The sequence below is a fragment of the Antarcticirhabdus aurantiaca genome (genome assembly GCF_009765365.1).
GTDB classification, from domain to species: domain Bacteria; phylum Pseudomonadota; class Alphaproteobacteria; order Rhizobiales; family Rhizobiaceae; genus Antarcticirhabdus; species Antarcticirhabdus aurantiaca.
Window position 1 is genome coordinate 81,464 of sequence record NZ_VTOM01000026.1, and the last position, 15,989, is coordinate 97,452.

Sequence of the window (15,989 nt, forward strand, 5' to 3'; positions counted from 1 at the left end):
GGAAGCGATGCCGAGTACGCTAACGCATTGATGTCTATGGCTGCGAGTCGCCTTATCTGCAGCAGTATTGTAGCATGATGGTATATGCACGGCAACGTCGCAGCTCATCGCGGAAATAGACGAGCCGTCGATCTGCAATGGCCTGCCCCTCATTGGTAGGCTGAGCGCGTCGTCCACGTCGAAGGTTCGCGCCAAGGAGTTCCAACAGGCGGCAGTCTATGCCGACCGCGAAGGCAATCCTGCACCCGGCGACACACGACACCAGACATTCGCTTGAGGAGGGAGAAGCGGTTAGACAACCACATCACCCTATTCTGCCGGGTTTACGCTCTCTTCGGCTCTCCACGCGTCCGCTCTCGTACGTACGAAAGGAGTGCCGGGTCGTTGAAGTCATGGGCGACGACGCTCGCCCCGGCGTTCCGAAGCGCCGTCGACTCGACGGAGGTGAGCATTCCGACGACCCCAACGCCCGCGGCGAAGGCAGAGGTTGCGCCCGCAGGCGAGTCCTCGAAGGCGATGGCCCGCGCAGGGTCGCCCTCCAGCGTCTCGATCGCCGTGAGGTAGGGTAGCGGATGCGGCTTGGCGTTCGGCAGCTCCTCGCCGATTACCAAGCAAGCGAAGCGGTTGGTCATGCGTAGCGTCTCGAGAACGAGTTCGGCATTGGCACGCGGCGCGTTCGTCACGACGGCGCAGGCGATCCCCTCGCCGTCCGCCCAGTCGAGGAGCGGCAGGAGGCCGGAGGCCGCCTCGAGATCCGTGATCATGGCGCGATAGGCCGCCTCCTTTGTGTCCAGTACCGCCGCTCTCTCTGCCGGCGAGAGCGCCGGCAGGAAGGTCGCGGCTGTGACGACGTTGGCGACCCCGATGACCCGCGTCCGGTAGGTTTCCCAATCAAGGTCGATGCCGTGGGGCATGAGGACGCTGCGCAGGGCCCGGAAGTGCAGGTGGTCGCTTTCGACGATCGTGCCGTCCATGTCGAAGAGTAGGGTCGCGGTCATTTGTCGGGAACTCGATCGCTCGTGTCGGACGCGCGCTTATAGGGCGAGTTTCCGCCGCTTTGTGGGCCGAATACCTTGTTGCATCGAGAAGCGATCTCGTCCGAGTCCTAGCTCGCGAATTAACTGCGGGCTGAGTTCGACATCCAAGGTGACCCCTGATCCGCTGGTTCGCTTAAATCTTATGTTGATTGGCGCTGGTCTGCCTCCTGAAAAGTGGTCCTCCCTGAAGTAGGCTTTTGAGCCATTGGAGGATGCCGAGAATGCCGAGGAAGAAGCCGAGCCCGGAAGAGATCGTCGCCAAGCTGCGGCAGGTGGACGTTTTCGTATCGCAAGGTCGCCCATTTGCTGAAGCAGTGCGCACGATCGGCGTGACGAGCTTCACCTATTATCGCTGGCGCAAGGAGTATGGCGGGCTGAAGGTCGACCAGGTGAAGCGGCTGAAGGAGCTGGAGAAGGAGAACGAGCCCGCCGATTTTCATTCCGCAATGAAAGCGGGCCGCTAGGAGCCAGGGCGGGGCGGTATCCAGCCCTTTCCAAGCAAGACGGAAGCGGTTTGCTGCGGCCGGTGCCGATGAAGCGAAGCCGGAACGTCGCGGTTGTCGCGCCGTTCCTCGCCACCTGAAGCCCGGTCGCTCAGACCTGGTGCTGTTGGACGCTCAAGCCTCCATCGACCGTGAGGCAGGTGGCGTTCATGAACGGGCACTCGTCGGAGATCATGAAGACGGCGGCGAGAGCAATCTCCTCAGGCGTCGCGATGCGCCCGCCGGGGTGGAGCGCCAGCGTCGCGGCCTTTGCGGCTTTGGGATCCGGGAACGAGTTCCAGTAGTCGACGACCTTCTGCGTCGCGACGTAGCCGGGAGCCAGCGCGTTCACTCGCACGCCCTTGGCCGCGTATTCGAGACCGAGCGCCTTCGTCATGCCGAGCAGCGCGTGTTTGGCGATCGGGTAAGGGAAGGTATGCGGGATGATCGTGAAGGCGTGGGTCGAGGCGATGTTGAGGATCGCCCCGCCACCCGCCGCGATCAGCCCCGGCAAGACGGCGCGGCAGCAATTCCAGGCGCCTTTCAGGTTGACGTCGAAACAGCGCTCCCACTCAGCGTCGGTCGTGGCCAAGGGCTCGGCGAAGACATTGATCCCAGCATTGTTCACGAGCGCGTTGATCGGCCCGATCGCGGCGCTCGTGTTTGAAACAGCGTCGGCGACGGCCTCCGCGTCGGTGATGTCGGCGGTAGTGTGGACGAGCGTTGCGCCCGCCACCCGCAGGCGCGATGCCGCCTCGTCCAGGAGGGCGTCGTCGCGGTCGAGGAGGAGGAGCCGCGCGCCCTCGCGGTGACAGGCCTCGGCGATGGCGAGGCCGATGCCCTGCGCCGCGCCAGTGATCATGATGCGCTTTGCTGCGAGCCGTCCGGCCATGGCGCTCACCACTCCGCGAAGGAGCCGTCGGCGTGGCGCCAGACAGGATTTCGCCAGCGATGACCTTGCTTCGCCATTTCAATTACGTGCGTTTCGTTGACCTCGATGCCGAGGCCCGGCCCATCGGGAATTGCGACGAAGCCATCCTCGTAAGCGAAAGCCTCGCGGTTGGAGACGTAGTCGAGGAGATCGCTGCCTTCGTTGTAATGGATGCCGAGGCTCTGCTCCTGGATAAAGGCGTTGTAGCTCACCGCGTCGAGCTGCAGGCAGGCGGCGAGCGCGATGGGGCCAAGCGGGCAGTGCGGCGCGAGGGCCACGTCGTAGGCCTCGGCCATGGCCGCGATCTTGCGGCATTCGGTGATGCCGCCGGCGTGGGACACGTCGGGCTGGATGATGTCGACGACGCCGTCCTGAAGGACGCCTTTGTAGTCCCAGCGCGAGTACAGCCGCTCGCCGAGAGCGATCGGCACCGATGAATGGCCGGCGATCTCGCGCAGCGCCTCGCGATGCTCGGAGAGGACCGGCTCCTCGATGAACATCAGCTTGTAGGGCTCGAGCTCCTTTACCAGCGTCCTCGCCATCGGCTTGTGGACGCGGCCGTGGAAGTCGGCGCCGATGCCGACATGAGGGCCGACGGCCTCGCGCACCGTCGCGATCACCTCGACGGCGCGGTCAATAGCGGCGTGATCGCCGACGATCTGAAGTTCCTCGCAGCCGTTGAGCTTCAGCGCCTTAAAGCCGTTTGCGACGGCTTGACGCGCGCTCGCGGCGACGTCGCCCGGTCGGTCGCCGCCGACCCAGGAATAGACTTGGATCCGGTCGCGGCAGCGCCCGCCGAGCAGCTGATGGACCGGCTGGCCGAGCGCGCGGCCCTTGATGTCCCAGAGCGCCTGGTCAATGCCGGCGAGCGCGCTCATGTGGATCGCGCCGCCGCGATAGAAGCCGCCGCGGTAAAGGACGGTCCAGTGGTCCTCGATGCGAAATGGATCCTTGCCGACGAGGTAGTCGGCTAGCTCGTGCACCAGCGCCTCGACGGTGGCCGCGCGCCCCTCCACCACCGGCTCCCCCCAGCCGGACACGCCCTCGTCGGTCTCGATCTTCAGGAACAGCCAGCGCGGCGGCACGAGGAAGGTTGTGAGCTTGGTGATCTTCATGGGCTCGCGATCCCCGCGAAAAGTATGGTGGGGGTGAGACGCAGGGCGGCCGACAGGCTCTCGCCCGGCCGGAGGACGACGAGGCCGCCGCGATCCATCTGGCCGTGCGCGCCGGCGCGGTGCGTCATCGGCTCGAAGCAGAACCAGTCGAGGGCGGGGGAGAAGGTGCTGTCCGGCAGGAACAGGAAGGCGTGGGCGAAGACCGGATCGGCTTCGATCACGAGCGTCGCGCCGCGCTCCGGCCAGAGGATTCGCGCGATGCCGTCCCAGTCCTCCAGGCCGTTGTTGACCCAGCGCTCGGGCAGGGGCGCGGGCGCGGCGAAGTCGAGATCGTCCGGCCGCGGCGCTGCCTGGCCGGGGAGATGCCCGGGTGCCTCCGTCCGGAAGCCGCGGGCGCGGCAGTGCAGGCGCGTTTCCGGCGTGCGCGGCAGGAAGGGATGCCAGCCGAGGCCGAAGGGCATCGGTGCCTCGCCGCGGTTCTCGACGGCGAGGGTCAGGCGAAAGGCGCCGTCCGCGATTGCGAAGACCTGGCGCGCCTCGTAGCGGTAGGGGCCGGCCTCCTGCCGGTAGGTAAGGGTGAGGGCGTCGTCGCCAGCGTCCTCGGCGCGCCACTCCCCGAGCCAGCCATCGCCGTGGAGATAGGATGGGTCGTCCGTGTTCGATGCGAGCCTGTGGAGGCGGCCGCCGGAGCGAAAGGCGTTTCCGGCGAGGCGGTTGCCGAAGGGGACGAGCGGGAAGGCGGAGCGGTCGTCGGCGCCGGCGCCCTCCACCGCCTCGCAGAGGAGGGGCACGGCACCGCGCCCGCCACCGTGCCAGCCGAGGGCGAGGACGCGCCCGCCCGTCGTCGAGACGCGGGCCTCGATCCCGTGCGCCGCGAGGTGGAGGATGGCCATCGCCGTCAGCGCCGCCCGAGAGCGCGCGAGCGCAGGGTGTCGAGGAGGACGGCGAAGAGGAGGATCAGGCCGCGCACGACGTACTGGTAGAAGGCCTGGATGTTGAGGAGGTTCATGACGTTCTCGGCGATGCCGAGGATGAGGACGCCGACGATGACGCCGCTCATTGTCGCCCGGCCGCCCGCCAGCGACACGCCGCCGAGGACGCAGGCCGAGATGACCGAGAGCTCCAGCCCCGTCGCCGCATTCGGCTGGCCGCTGGTGATGCGCGACGCGAGAAGGATGCCGGCCACCGCGCAGACGAGGCCCTGAAGCGCGAAGATGCCGATGCGGCCCCAGTCGACGTCGACGCCGGCGAGGCGTGAGGCCTCGGGATTGCCGCCGATGGCCAGCGTGTTGCGGCCGAAGACGGTCCGGTTGAGGACGAAGGCGAAGATCGCGAAGAGGATCGCCATGATCCAGACCGGCGTGGGCACGCCAAAAAAGCGGCTCAGCGCCAGCGAATAGAAGGCCGGGTCGTTGATGCCGACCGCCCGCCCGTCCGAGGCGATGAGCGCGAGGCCGCGCACGATCTGCATGGTGGCGAGCGTCGTGATCAGCGCGTTGATGCGCAGCTTCGCGATGACGACGCCGTTGACGAACCCGACGAGCGTGCCGGCGAGGAGTGCGGCGAGGAGGCCGAGCGGAATCGAGCCCGTCTCGTTCGACACCATCACCGCGACCATGCCGGCGAAGGCGACGATGGAGCCGACCGACAGGTCGAAGTCGCGCGAGGCGAGGCAGAACATCATCGTGCAGGCGACGATGCCGATCGTCACGACCGACTGGAGGAGACCGAGGATGTTGCGCTCGGTGAGGAAGTTCGGGACGGTCAGGGAGACGACCGCGAAGGCGAGGACGAAGAGGACGAGGAGGCCCTGCTCGCCGAGGAGGATGCGCTTGATCGTTGCGGTCATGGGTCTTCAGGCTTTCTGGGCGAAGCGGGGCGTCGCCTGGTCGGGAAGGGCCGCGGCGAGAAGGGCGGCCTCGGAGAGGTCGCCGCGCGCGAACTCGGCGGCGATGCGCCGCTCGCACATGACCAGCACCCGGTCGCAGATGCCGATCACCTCCGGCAGCTCGCTGGACACGACGACGACGGCAATGCCCTTCTCGGCCAGCGCGTAGAGGATCTCGTAGATCTCGGCCTTGGCCCCGACGTCGATTCCGCGCGTCGGCTCGTCGACGATCAGCACCTTCACGTCCGGCTCCGAGAGCCAGCGGGCGAGGATCACCTTCTGCTGGTTGCCGCCGGAGAGGTTGACGATGTCCTGGCGGCGCGAGGGCGTGCGGATGCGAAGGCTCGCGATGAAGCGGTCCGCCGTCTCGGCCTCGCGGCTCGGGCGCACGAGACCCATGGGAGAATGGTGGCGGCGCGAGGAGATGGCGATGTTCTCGGCCACCGAGCGCCCCTGCACGATGCCGTCCGCCTTGCGATCCTCGGGGCACAGGACGAGGCCGGCGCAGATCGCCCGGCGGGGCGTCACCGGCGACAGCGTCTCGCCGTCGATCCGGACGGTTCCGGCCGCTGCGGGATCGGCGCCGTAGACGAGGCGCATCAGCTCGGAGCGCCCGGCGCCGACGAGGCCGAAGAAGCCGAGGATTTCGCCGGCCCGCGCCTGGAACGACTGCGGCTCGGGAACGCGCGTGCCGGCGATGCCCTCGACGGACAGGCGCACCGCGCCGGCCTGCCTCGGACGCCAGCCCCAGATGTCGGAGATCTCGCGGCCGACCATCTCGGAGACCAACGTTTCGCGCGTTACCCCCTCCATCGTCGGGTGGTGGGCGGCGAGCTGCCCGTCGCGCAGCACCGTGCAGCCGTCGCAGAGGCGGAAGATCTCGTCCAGGCGGTGCGAGACGTAGAGGATGATCTTGCCGGCTTCGCGCAGGCGACCGATCAGGCGGAACAGGATCTCGCTCTCGCGCGAAGAGAGCGAAGAGGTCGGCTCGTCCAGTGCGATGACGCGCGCGTCGATCATCACGGCCTTTGCGATCTCCACCATCTGCCGCTCGCCGATCGAGAGGCTGGCGACCTTGGCGCGGGGATCGATGTCGACGCCGATCTCGGCGAGCGTGCGCCCGACCGCGGCGTAGAGGGCGCGGAAGTCCACGATGCCCATGCGCCGGGGAAAGCGACCCAGGCTGAGATTCTCGGCGACCGACAGGTCGGGCACGAGCTGAAGTTCCTGGTGGACGACGACGACCCCGGCATCGAAGGCGTCGCGCGCCGACGAAGACCGCTGCTCGACGCCGTCGATGCGGATCGCGCCTTCGTCCGCCCGCGTGTCGCCCGACAGGATGCGGATCAGCGTCGACTTGCCGGCGCCGTTCTCGCCCATCAGCCCGTGGACGTGGCCGGCGGGGACGGAGAAGCCGACGTCGGACAGGGCCCGCACGCCGGGATAGGACTTCGACAGGCCGGAAAAATCGAGGAATGCCATGGCTCGCCCGCACGAAAGGGGCGGCCAGCGAGCCCGGAGGGCGCCGCCGGCCGCGAGGCCTTACTCGATGCCGAGGTCCTTGCGGACCTGTTCGTAGTCGCCGCGCGTGGCGAGCTGGCCGCTCGTCAGGATCAGCTTCTCCGGCTCGGCGTCGTTGGCGATCCACTCGTACATGTTGAGCGCGGTCTCATAGCCGTGGCGCTTCGGCGAGATGATGACGGTCCCGAAGAAGCCGGTTTCGCTCGGCTTCTTGAACTCGTTGATCGCCGACTCCGCGCCGCCGATGCCGACGCCGACGACGTTCGCGGCCGAGATGCCGACGCTTTCGGTCGCCCGCACCGCGCCGAGCACGGCCTCGTCGTTGAGGCCGACCGCGACCCAGTGCTGGATCTCGGGATGGGCGTTGATCACCGTCGTCGCCGCGTTCAGGGCGACCTCCGTGTCGGTCTTGGCCTGTGGCGCGTTGAAGATGTTGGCAGCGGGGAAGCCGTTCGCTTCAAGCACCGAGGTCGCGCCGGCGACGCGGTCGACGGCGGTCGGCAGCTGGTCGTAGGAGACCTTGATCGCGCCGACGGATGCCATGTCCCAGCCGCGCTTCTTGACCTCGTCGACGATGGCCTGTCCCACCGTCTCGCCGATCTTGGTGGCGGAGATGCCCATGTGGGGCACGTCCTCGATCGGGTTGCCCGCATTGTCGACCAGCCGGTCGTCGACGGTCATGAGCTTCAGGTCGTTCGCCATGGCCTTGGCGACGATGCCGGGGCCGAGTTTGACGTCCGGCGTGCAGATGATGAAGCCCTGCGCGCCCTGCGCGCCGAGATTGTCGATCGCGGCCTGGACCTTCTCGCCGTCCTCGGCGCCGATCTCGACGAGGGTGAAGCCCTTCTCCTTGGCCGCTTCCTGCGCGAACTTCCATTCGTCCTGGAACCAGGGCTCCTCCGGCTGCTTCACGACGAAGCCGATCTTGACGTCCTGCGCGCTCGCCGCACCGACCGCGACCAGAAGGGCCGCGCCGGCGAGAATCGCCTGCTTCCAGAGTTTCATGAGTGCCTCCCGAATGGCTGGCGCCGGTTCTCCTGCGGCGCCTCGTCATTGGTAGGCTCGCTGCATCGGACGAGTCAATCGCAATGTATGACTTAACAGGCCGGTTGTCGGATCCGGCGAAATGGGAGACAACGTCGGTGATGATACGGGACCGACCGCCATGCCTCTCGCGCCGACCCTTACCCCACGTACGAACGCCTCGCGTCCCCGGCCGCGGGTGGGGCGCGACTTCGTCGCGGCGCTCGCCCGCGCGATCGTGGAAGGCCGCTATCCCGAAGGCTCGACCCTGCCGCGCGAGCAGGACCTATGCGGCGAGTTCTCGATCAGTCGCACGGTGGTGCGGGAGGCGCTGAAGACGCTGGAGTCGAAGGGCGTGGTGCGCTCGCGAGCCCGGGCCGGCACGCTCGTGCGCTCGCGCGCCGAGTGGAACCTCCTCGACGCGGATCTCCTCGACTGGATGGGCGACGCCGTGGTCGACGCCGAGCTCCTCGCCGCCGTTCTCGAAGCGCGCCGCGCCGTCGAACCCTTCGCCGCCGAGCTCGCCGCCGCCCGCGCGAGCCTCGCCGAGATCGCCGCGCTTCACGCGGCCTGGGAGGCGATGCGCGACGCGGAACCGCACGACGACGACGCCTTCACGGCTGCCGACGCCGAGTTCCACCGCATCCTCCTGCGGGCCAGCGGCAACCGCGTCTTCGTGCAGCTCTCCGGCGTCATCGACGCGGCTCTGACCCGCGCCCTCGACCGCGCCAACCGCTCGGTCGAGTCGCACCTCCACACCGTGGAGGTTCACGGCCGCCTCGTCGAGGCCCTGCGGATGCGGGACGCGCCCGCCGCGCGTCGCGCCTCCGAGGAAATGCTGGATACGGCCGCGCGGGACCTCCGCCGTTTGGCGTGAGGCGGGGCTATCATTCGGCGCCGCCCGTCGATATCGCGGTTATCAGGATGATCAAGAAATCGCGCCGCTGACCGGCATCGAAGCCTGCTGCCGCTTCACACCAGGGCCATTGGCGAGATGGGTCCCAAGGCGGGAGCGCTCGCCTAGCCGAAACCCGCCAGTCGAAGAGCAAGTACCGTGAAGGTAAGCGGCCGCCACGTTTGAACGTCGGTCGCCGAAGCGAAGGCCGCCGAGGCCGCTGTGCAGGCGGTGCTCGATCAGGTCATGGCGCGGACGATCTCGGACGAGGACGCCCTGCATTTTTGATCGGCGATGCATAACCACCAGCTTAAGATCAGCGAACTCAAGAAGTTGCCTTGCCAACCCACGCTTGTGGGTTCGTGGCGGCAGCTTTGCGCCCGATCCAGCCGTTCCAGGCCTCAAGCTTCATGCCCTAAAGCAGACGTGCAGATGCTGACAGCTGTAGGCAGAGATCGTCGTTGTCGTTCGCGCTTGACCGGACCTCTCGTCAGGCTGCGTCCGCTTGGACGTCAAGCCAAAGTGTGAACTGGTTGAGGAGTCGGGCTGGCGCTCGCACCGGAAACGAGGAAGTTCCCGGTGTTACCGCCTCGGCTCGCTCGGACGGTCCAGCCAAACCGGCGCCCGACGACACGCGGCCAGGTGACGGGCCGAGGCGCAATGGAACGAAGCCGGGCGGCGGGCGCCCGGCTTCTGCGTGTGGTCGGCTTTCGGTCTGCCGGTCGGGTCAGTTGGCGGCAGGGGCCGAGACGGGGGTCGCCGCGGCCGCGTCGCCGGGGTCGCCGGCGGCGTTGGCGTCGGCCCAGCTCTTCACCAGCTCGTCGTAGTTGACGGTGATCGGCTGTTCCTTCTCGTTCTCGACCTTGGGTTGGGGCGCGAGCGTGCCGTTGGCCTTGGCCTGCTCGACCCAGTACTCCATGTCGTGCTCTTCGTTGAGCTTGGGGCCGATGTCGCCCTGGACGCCGGCGCGCTCTAGGCGCTGCATGACCTTTTCCTGCTCGGCGCAGAGCGAGTCCATGGCCTCCTGCGGGGTCTTGTCGCCGGCCGCCGCGTCGCCGATCGCCTGCCACCAGAGCTGGGCAAGCTTCGGATAGTCGGGAACGTTGGTGCCGGTCGGCGACCACTGGACGCGGGCCGGAGAGCGGTAGAACTCGACGAGGCCGCCGAGCATCGGCGCGCGGTCCGTGAAGCTCTGGTGGCGAATCGTCGATTCGCGCACGAAGGTGAGGCCCACGTGGCTCTTCTTCACGTCGACGGTCTTGGAGTTGACGAACTGCGCGTAGAGCCATGCGGCCTGCGCGCGGTCGACCGGGGTGGACTGCATCAGGGTCCAGGAACCGACGTCCTGGTAGCCGAGCTTCATGCCGTCCTTCCAGTAGACGCCGTGCGGCGAGGGGGCCATGCGCCACTTCGGCGTGCCGTCCGCGTTCACCACGGGCAGGCCGTCCTTCACCATGTCGGCGGTGAAGGCGGTGTACCAGAAGATCTGCTGGGCGACCTCGCCCTGGGCCGGCACGGGACCGGATTCGGAGAAGGTCATGCCCTGCGCCGCGGGAGGCGCGTAGGCCTTCATCCAGTCGAGGTACTTGGTGATGGAGTAGACCGCGGCCGGGCCGTTGGTGTCGCCGCCGCGCGCCACGCACGAGCCGACGGGGCGCGAGTTCTCGTCGACGCGGATGCCCCACTCGTCAACCGGCTTGCCGTTCGGAATGCCCTTGTCGCCGTTACCGGCCATGGACAGCCAAGCGTCGGTGAAGCGCCAGCCTAGCGAGGGATCCTTCTTGCCGTAGTCCATGTGGCCGTAGACGGCCTTGCCGTCGATCTGGCGGCCGGTGAAGAACTCCGCGATGTCCTCGTAGGCCGACCAGTTGACCGGCACGCCGAGGTCGTAGCCGTACTTGGCCTTGAACTCGGCCTTATTGGTCTCGTCGTTGAACCAGTCGTAGCGGAACCAGTAGAGGTTGGCGAACTGCTGGTCGGGCAGCTGGTAGAGCTTGCCGTCCGGCGCCGTCGTGAAGGATGTGCCGATGAAGTCGGCGAGGTCCAGGCCGGGATTGGTCGCGTCCTTGCCCTCGCCGGCCATCCAGTCGGTGAGGTTGCGCACCTGCTTGTAGCGCCAATGGGTGCCGATGAGGTCGGAGTCGTTGACGTAGGCGTCGTAGATGTTCTCGCCCGACTGCATCTGAGTTTGCAGCTTCTCGACAACGTCGCCTTCGCCGATCAGATCGTGGGTGATCTTGATGCCGGTGATGGCGGTGAAGGCCGGGGCGAGGACCTTCGACTCGTATTCATGAGTGGTGATGGTTTCGGAGACGACCTTGATCTCCATGCCCGCGAAGGGCTTGGCGGCGTCGATGAACCACTGCATCTCCTTCTCCTGGTCGGCGCGCGACAGCGCCGACTGGTCCTTGATCTCGGCGTCGAGGAAGGACTTGGCCTCCTCCATGCCGGCGAAGGCGGGGCTCGCCGCCCAGACCAGCGCGAGCGCCGCGCCGGACATCAGAACACGGGTCTTCATCGCAGGTGTCTCCTCCCAGAGAACGGTCGGGCCGACCGATTTCGAACCCGTTTCGCGCGCCGATCGGCCGTGGGCGCGGGTGGGTGTTCGGCGCCGCCTCACACGAGGCGGAAGACGAGGATCGCGTAGAGGACGCAGACGCCCAGCGCGTAAGCGAGCGGCACCTCGGTCAGCCAGAGCCAGCCGAGGCAGATGAAGGCCGAACCGAGGAGCGACAGGAACAGGCGGTCACCGCGCGTCGTCTGGAAGCGCAGGATGCCGAAGCGCGGGGCACCTCCCGGCGAGGCCCATTCCCAGACGCCCATCGCGGCAATCAGCGCGGCGATCGTCAGGAAGAAGGCGACGGTCGGCCAGGTCCAGGCCATCCAGGAAAAGTCGAGCATCTCACACTCTCCCTGAGGCGAAGCGCTTGGCGATGGTCTTGCGAACGAATTCTTGCGTTTGTGTCATCTCACACTCTCCCCAGGGCGAAGCCCTTGGCGATGTAGTTGCGTACGAACCAGATGACGATCGCTCCGGGAATGATGGTGAGGACGCCGGCGGCGGCGAGGACGCCCCAGTCCATGCCCGACGCCGAGACGGTGCGCGTCATGATCGCCGAGATGGGCTTGGCGTCGGTGACGGTGAGGGTGCGCGCGATTAGCAGCTCGACCCAGGAGAACATGAAGCAGAAGAAGGCCGCGACGCCGATGCCGCTCGCGATCAGGGGCATGAAGATCTTGAAGAAGAAGCGCGGGAAGGAATAGCCGTCGATATAGGCGGTCTCGTCGATCTCCTTCGGAACGCCCGACATGAAGCCTTCGAGGATCCAGACAGCGAGCGGCACGTTGAATAAGCAGTGTGCGAGGGCCACCGCGATGTGCGTGTCGATGAGGCCGAAGGCCGAGTAGAGCTGGAAGAAGGGCAGGGCGAAGACCGCGGGCGGCGCCATGCGGTTGGTCAGGAGCCAGAAGAACAGGTGCTTGTCGCCGAGGAACCGGTAGCGCGAGAAGGCGTAGGCCGCCGGCAGCGCCACGGCGACCGAGATCACCATGTTCATCACGACGTAGATGATCGAGTTGACGTAGCCCATGTACCAGGAGGGATCGGTGAAGATCACCTCGTAGTTGCGCAAGGTCGGGTTCGCCGGGATCAACGTGAAGCTCGACAGGATCTCGGTGTTCGTCTTGAAGCTCATGTTGACGAGCCAGTAGATCGGCAGGAGCAGGAAGACGATGTAGAGGATCGGGATCAGGGCCTTCGGGCGGAAGCGCCCGGAGGCCTGCCGCGTGCGCGCCTTAATCGCGGCTTCCGAATGGAGGGCCGGGGGTAGAGCGTCGGCGCCGGTTCTGGCGCCGATGTCGGTCGTAGTCACTGCGCGCCCTCCCGGTTTGCCCGGTCGGTACCGGCATTGGTCATGACGGTGTAGAAGACCCAGGACATCAGGAGGATGATCAGGAAGTAGATCAGGCTCATCGCCGCCGCCGGACCGAGGTCGAACTGCCCGACCGCCATCTTCACGAGGTCGATCGACAGGAAGGTCGTGGTGTTGCCCGGGCCGCCGCCGGTGACGACGAAGGGCTCGGTGTAGATCATGAAACTGTCCATGAAGCGCAGGAGCACCGCGATCAGGAGGACGCGCCCCATCTTGGGCAGCTGGATGAAGCGGAAAACGGCCCAGCGCGAGGCGCCGTCGATCTTGGCGGCCTGGTAGTAGGCGTCGGGGATCGAGACGAGGCCGGCATAGCAGAGAAGGACGACCAGGCTCGTCCAGTGCCAGACGTCCATGACGATCAGCGTCACCCAGGCGTCGACCGGGTCCTGCACGTAGTTGTAGTCGAGGCCGAGCGAGGCGAGCGTGCGCCCGAGAAGGCCGATGTCGGTGCGCCCGAAGACCTGCCAGATCGTGCCGACGACGTTCCAGGGAATTAGGAGCGGCAGCGCCATCAGGACGAGGCAGACCGACACCCAGACGCCCTTTTTGGGCATGGCGAGCGCGACGAGGATGCCGAGCGGCACCTCGATCGCGAGGATCACGGCGGAAAAGGCGAGGTTGCGCAGGAGGGCCGCGTGGAAGCGGTCCGAGGTAAGCGTGTCCACGAACCAGTCGGTGCCGGCCCAGAAGAACTCGTTGTTGCCGAAGGTGTCCTGGACCGAATAGTTCACCACCGTCATCAAAGGGATCACCGCGGAGAACGCGACGAGGAGAAGCACCGGCAGGACCAGGAACCAGGCCCTGTTGTCGAAGGTCTTGTTCATGCGGGCCTCCGCTCGACGAGCCAGGAATCGGCGTAGAGGTTGAGGGCGGCGGGATCGAAGGCGGCGTCGGCCTCCGCCGGCACGGGCGTTCCCTCGGGCAGCACCGAGACCAGCTTCTCCCCGAACAGGCGGGCGCGCACGACGCGCTCGTGGCCGACGTCCTCGACGCGCTCGACGCTCACCGGCAGGCCGGTGCCGCGCGGCACCAGCGTCACGAATTCCGGGCGGATGCCGAGCTCCAGCCGACCGGCGCGTCCCGCCCCGTCGATGGCGGCGGGCAGGGGCACCCGCGCCTGTCCGACCAGCGCCGCGCCGTTCTCGACGCGGCAGGGAAGGACGTTCATGCCGGGCGAGCCGATGAAGTAGCCGACAAAGGTGTGGCGCGGCCGGTCGAACAGCTCCTCGGGCGTGCCGATCTGCACGACCTCGCCCTCGTACATGACGACGACCTTGTCGGCGAAGGTGAGCGCCTCGGTCTGGTCATGGGTGACGTAGACCATGGTCATGCGCGACTGGCGGTGGAGGTCCTTCAGCTGCGAGCGCAGCTGCCACTTCATGTGCGGGTCGATGACCGTCAGCGGCTCGTCGAAGAGGATCGCGTTGACCTCCGAGCGCACGAGGCCGCGGCCGAGCGAGATCTTCTGCTTCTCGTCGGCGGTGAGGCCACGCGCTTTGCGGTTCGCCTTCACCTCGAGCCCGAGGCGGGCGAGCATGTTGGACACGCGGCTGCGGATCTCGCCCGCCGGCAGGCGGCGGTTGCGCAAGGGAAAAGCGAGGTTCTCCGCGACCGTCATCGTGTCGTAAACGACGGGGAACTGGAAGACCTGCGCGATGTTGCGCGCTTCCGGCGTCAGACGCGTCACGTCCTTCTCGTCGAAGCGCACGTGGCCCTCCGAGGGGGTGAGAAGGCCGGAAATAATGTTGAGGAGCGTCGTCTTTCCGCAGCCCGAGGGACCGAGAAGCGCGTAGGCCCCGCCGTCCTCGAACGCGTGGTCGACCTCGCGCAGGGCGTAGGTGCCGGCCTTCGCGAGTTCGGGCGTGTAGGCGTGGCGGATGTGGTCGAGCCGGATGCGGGCCATCTCTGCCTCCTCACGCCGCCAAAGGGGTGGATGCGCAAGCCTGCGCCGCGCGGCCGTCGGGCGAAAAGACCAGCATGTCGTCCGGCTCGAACTCAAGCTCGATCGGATCGCCCGCCTCGACGCGGTGGACGCCGCGCAGGAGCGCGACGAGCCGGGTCTCGTCCCAGTCGACGTGGAGGAAACTCTGCGAGCCGGTGACTTCCGATAAAACGACGCGCCCTTTCAGCCGCGTCGCTTCCGGCCGGCCGCTCCAGGGCCGCAGCGCGTGCGGGCGGATGCCGATCTGCCAGGGGCCATCCTGTAAGGCGGCAAAGCGCTGCGGGACCGCCACGCGGAAGCCGGAGGTCGAGGCAAAGACGCCTCCGCGCTTTTCCAGCGACAGGACGTTGAGCGGCGGGTCGGAGAAGGTGCGGGCGGTGAGGAGGTCGGCGGGGCGGCGGTAGACGTCCGCCGTCGGTCCGACCTGCGTGACGCGGCCTTGCGAGAGGGTGATCGTGGTGCCGCCGAGAAGCAGCGCCTCGTGCGGCTCTGTGGTGGCGTAGACGAAGATCGCGCCGGTCTGCGCGAAGATCCGCGGCAGCTCCTCGCGAAGCTCCTCGCGCAGCTTGTAGTCGAGATTGGCGAGCGGCTCGTCCAGAAGCACGAGGTCGGCATTCTTGACGAGGGCGCGAGCGATCGCGGTGCGCTGCTGCTGGCCGCCGGACAGGTTCAGCGGCGTGCGGTCGAGATAGGGCTCGAGCTTGAGGAGGGTGGCCGCCCGACGCACGGCCGCGTCGATCTCGGCTTTTCCAATGCCCTTCAAGTGCATCGGCGAGGCGATGTTCTCGTAGACCGTCATTGCGGGGTAGTTAATGAACTGCTGGTAGACCATGGCGACGTTGCGCCGGCGCACGGGCACGCCGGTAACATCCGCCCCGTCCATGCGGATGCGCCCGGCTGTCGGCTGGTCGAGGCCGGCCATCAGCCGCATGAGGCTGGTCTTGCCGGCCAGCGTCGGGCCGAGCAGGACGTTGAGGCTGCCGCGCGCAAGCGTCAGCGACACGTCCGAGATATGGGTCTCGCCGCCGACGGATCGGCTGACGTCATCGAGTTCCAGCACGTCTTCCTCCCCGACGCGCCGCCTTATTGCTTCAGGCGGCCATCAGCCTTTCCCGCACGCGTTGCGCGACGTAATCCTCCAGCGCCTCGGCCTCCTCCGCCGAGAAGCGCAGGCCGAGCTTGGAGCGCCGCCACAGGATGTCGTCGGCGCTGCGCGCCCATTC

Annotated in this window: 14 protein-coding genes and 1 pseudogene; 2 read left to right on the plus strand and 13 right to left on the minus strand. The window is 67.3% G+C overall.

What is annotated here, in order from left to right; translation table 11 throughout:
- Positions 1–323 precede the first annotated feature (323 nt).
- A complete protein-coding gene (locus FZN60_RS24270; protein ID WP_158876100.1) occupies positions 324–998 on the minus strand; it encodes an HAD family hydrolase in 675 nt (224 codons plus the stop codon).
- Positions 999–1,258: 260 nt separating this feature from the next.
- Here FZN60_RS24270 and FZN60_RS24275 point away from each other — a divergent pair.
- Positions 1,259–1,462, plus strand: a pseudogene (locus FZN60_RS24275) (transposase); the annotation flags it as partial.
- Positions 1,463–1,631: 169 nt separating this feature from the next.
- On the opposite strand, the gene FZN60_RS24280 reads toward FZN60_RS24275, so the two are convergent.
- Genes FZN60_RS24280 through FZN60_RS24305 form a run of 6 tightly spaced genes read right to left on the minus strand, consistent with a single transcriptional unit; the run spans position 1,632 to position 7,979 of the window.
- Positions 1,632–2,411, minus strand: a complete 780-nt coding sequence (locus FZN60_RS24280; RefSeq protein WP_158876101.1) for an SDR family oxidoreductase — start codon at positions 2,409–2,411, stop codon at positions 1,632–1,634.
- 5 nt (positions 2,412–2,416) lie between these two features.
- Entirely contained in the window at positions 2,417–3,565 is a 1,149-nt protein-coding gene (gene dgoD, locus FZN60_RS24285) for a galactonate dehydratase (RefSeq protein WP_158876102.1), read from the minus strand.
- Positions 3,562–4,458, minus strand: coding sequence for an aldose 1-epimerase (locus tag FZN60_RS24290; RefSeq protein WP_158876103.1), 897 nt, complete (start codon positions 4,456–4,458; stop codon positions 3,562–3,564). Before FZN60_RS24290 ends, dgoD begins: the two co-directional genes overlap by 4 nt.
- Before the next feature lie 5 nt (positions 4,459–4,463).
- Positions 4,464–5,414: an L-arabinose ABC transporter permease AraH gene (gene araH, locus FZN60_RS24295; protein WP_158876104.1), complete on the minus strand. Its 951-nt coding sequence runs from the start codon at positions 5,412–5,414 to the stop codon at positions 4,464–4,466.
- Positions 5,415–5,420: 6 nt separating this feature from the next.
- Entirely contained in the window at positions 5,421–6,935 is a 1,515-nt protein-coding gene (araG, locus tag FZN60_RS24300) for an L-arabinose ABC transporter ATP-binding protein AraG (protein ID WP_158876105.1), read from the minus strand.
- Positions 6,936–6,995: 60 nt separating this feature from the next.
- Positions 6,996–7,979, minus strand: coding sequence for an arabinose ABC transporter substrate-binding protein (locus FZN60_RS24305; RefSeq protein ID WP_158876106.1), 984 nt, complete (start codon positions 7,977–7,979; stop codon positions 6,996–6,998).
- A 160-nt stretch (positions 7,980–8,139) separates the two neighbouring features.
- Here FZN60_RS24305 and FZN60_RS24310 point away from each other — a divergent pair, with 160 nt between their 5' ends.
- Positions 8,140–8,874: a FadR/GntR family transcriptional regulator gene (locus FZN60_RS24310; protein WP_158876107.1), complete on the plus strand. Its 735-nt coding sequence runs from the start codon at positions 8,140–8,142 to the stop codon at positions 8,872–8,874.
- A gap of 745 nt (positions 8,875–9,619) precedes the next feature.
- Here the strand turns inward: FZN60_RS24310 and FZN60_RS24315 are convergent.
- The 6 genes from FZN60_RS24315 to FZN60_RS24340 form a co-directional block, all read right to left on the minus strand.
- Positions 9,620–11,410 carry an ABC transporter substrate-binding protein gene (locus tag FZN60_RS24315; RefSeq protein ID WP_158876108.1) on the minus strand — a complete coding sequence of 597 codons (1,791 nt, stop codon included), beginning with the start codon at positions 11,408–11,410 and terminating at the stop codon, positions 9,620–9,622.
- 98 nt (positions 11,411–11,508) lie between these two features.
- On the minus strand, positions 11,509–11,793 hold the full coding sequence (locus FZN60_RS24320; RefSeq protein WP_158876109.1) for a DUF2160 domain-containing protein: 285 nt from the start codon (positions 11,791–11,793) through the stop codon (positions 11,509–11,511).
- Positions 11,794–11,861: 68 nt separating this feature from the next.
- Positions 11,862–12,692, minus strand: coding sequence for a carbohydrate ABC transporter permease (locus tag FZN60_RS24325; RefSeq protein ID WP_246727147.1), 831 nt, complete (start codon positions 12,690–12,692; stop codon positions 11,862–11,864).
- Between the two features lie 68 nt (positions 12,693–12,760).
- On the minus strand, positions 12,761–13,648 hold the full coding sequence (locus FZN60_RS24330) for a carbohydrate ABC transporter permease (protein ID WP_158876110.1): 888 nt from the start codon (positions 13,646–13,648) through the stop codon (positions 12,761–12,763).
- Complete coding sequence (locus FZN60_RS24335; RefSeq protein ID WP_158876111.1) at positions 13,645–14,727, minus strand: ABC transporter ATP-binding protein; 1,083 nt, start codon at positions 14,725–14,727, stop codon at positions 13,645–13,647. The genes FZN60_RS24330 and FZN60_RS24335 overlap by 4 nt, the downstream gene beginning before the upstream one ends.
- A 10-nt stretch (positions 14,728–14,737) precedes the next feature.
- Complete coding sequence (locus tag FZN60_RS24340; protein ID WP_158876112.1) at positions 14,738–15,826, minus strand: ABC transporter ATP-binding protein; 1,089 nt, start codon at positions 15,824–15,826, stop codon at positions 14,738–14,740.
- Positions 15,827–15,989: the final 163 nt, after the last annotated feature.

What these genes read in the sequence shown, in the direction of transcription:
- FZN60_RS24330 (WP_158876110.1), bottom strand. Translation starts at nt 13,648, where the DNA reads ATGAACAAGACCTTCGACAACAGGGCCTGGTTCCTGGTCCTGCCGGTG.
- FZN60_RS24280 (WP_158876101.1), bottom strand. Translation starts at nt 2,411, where the DNA reads ATGGCCGGACGGCTCGCAGCAAAGCGCATCATGATCACTGGCGCGGCG.
- araG (WP_158876105.1), bottom strand. Translation starts at nt 6,935, where the DNA reads ATGGCATTCCTCGATTTTTCCGGCCTGTCGAAGTCCTATCCCGGCGTG.
- FZN60_RS24320 (WP_158876109.1), bottom strand. Translation starts at nt 11,793, where the DNA reads ATGCTCGACTTTTCCTGGATGGCCTGGACCTGGCCGACCGTCGCCTTC.
- FZN60_RS24310 (WP_158876107.1), top strand. Translation starts at nt 8,140, where the DNA reads ATGCCTCTCGCGCCGACCCTTACCCCACGTACGAACGCCTCGCGTCCC.
- FZN60_RS24335 (WP_158876111.1), bottom strand. Translation starts at nt 14,727, where the DNA reads ATGGCCCGCATCCGGCTCGACCACATCCGCCACGCCTACACGCCCGAA.
- FZN60_RS24315 (WP_158876108.1), bottom strand. Translation starts at nt 11,410, where the DNA reads ATGAAGACCCGTGTTCTGATGTCCGGCGCGGCGCTCGCGCTGGTCTGG.
- araH (WP_158876104.1), bottom strand. Translation starts at nt 5,414, where the DNA reads ATGACCGCAACGATCAAGCGCATCCTCCTCGGCGAGCAGGGCCTCCTC.
- dgoD (WP_158876102.1), bottom strand. Translation starts at nt 3,565, where the DNA reads ATGAAGATCACCAAGCTCACAACCTTCCTCGTGCCGCCGCGCTGGCTG.
- FZN60_RS24270 (WP_158876100.1), bottom strand. Translation starts at nt 998, where the DNA reads ATGACCGCGACCCTACTCTTCGACATGGACGGCACGATCGTCGAAAGC.
- FZN60_RS24290 (WP_158876103.1), bottom strand. Translation starts at nt 4,458, where the DNA reads ATGGCCATCCTCCACCTCGCGGCGCACGGGATCGAGGCCCGCGTCTCG.
- FZN60_RS24305 (WP_158876106.1), bottom strand. Translation starts at nt 7,979, where the DNA reads ATGAAACTCTGGAAGCAGGCGATTCTCGCCGGCGCGGCCCTTCTGGTC.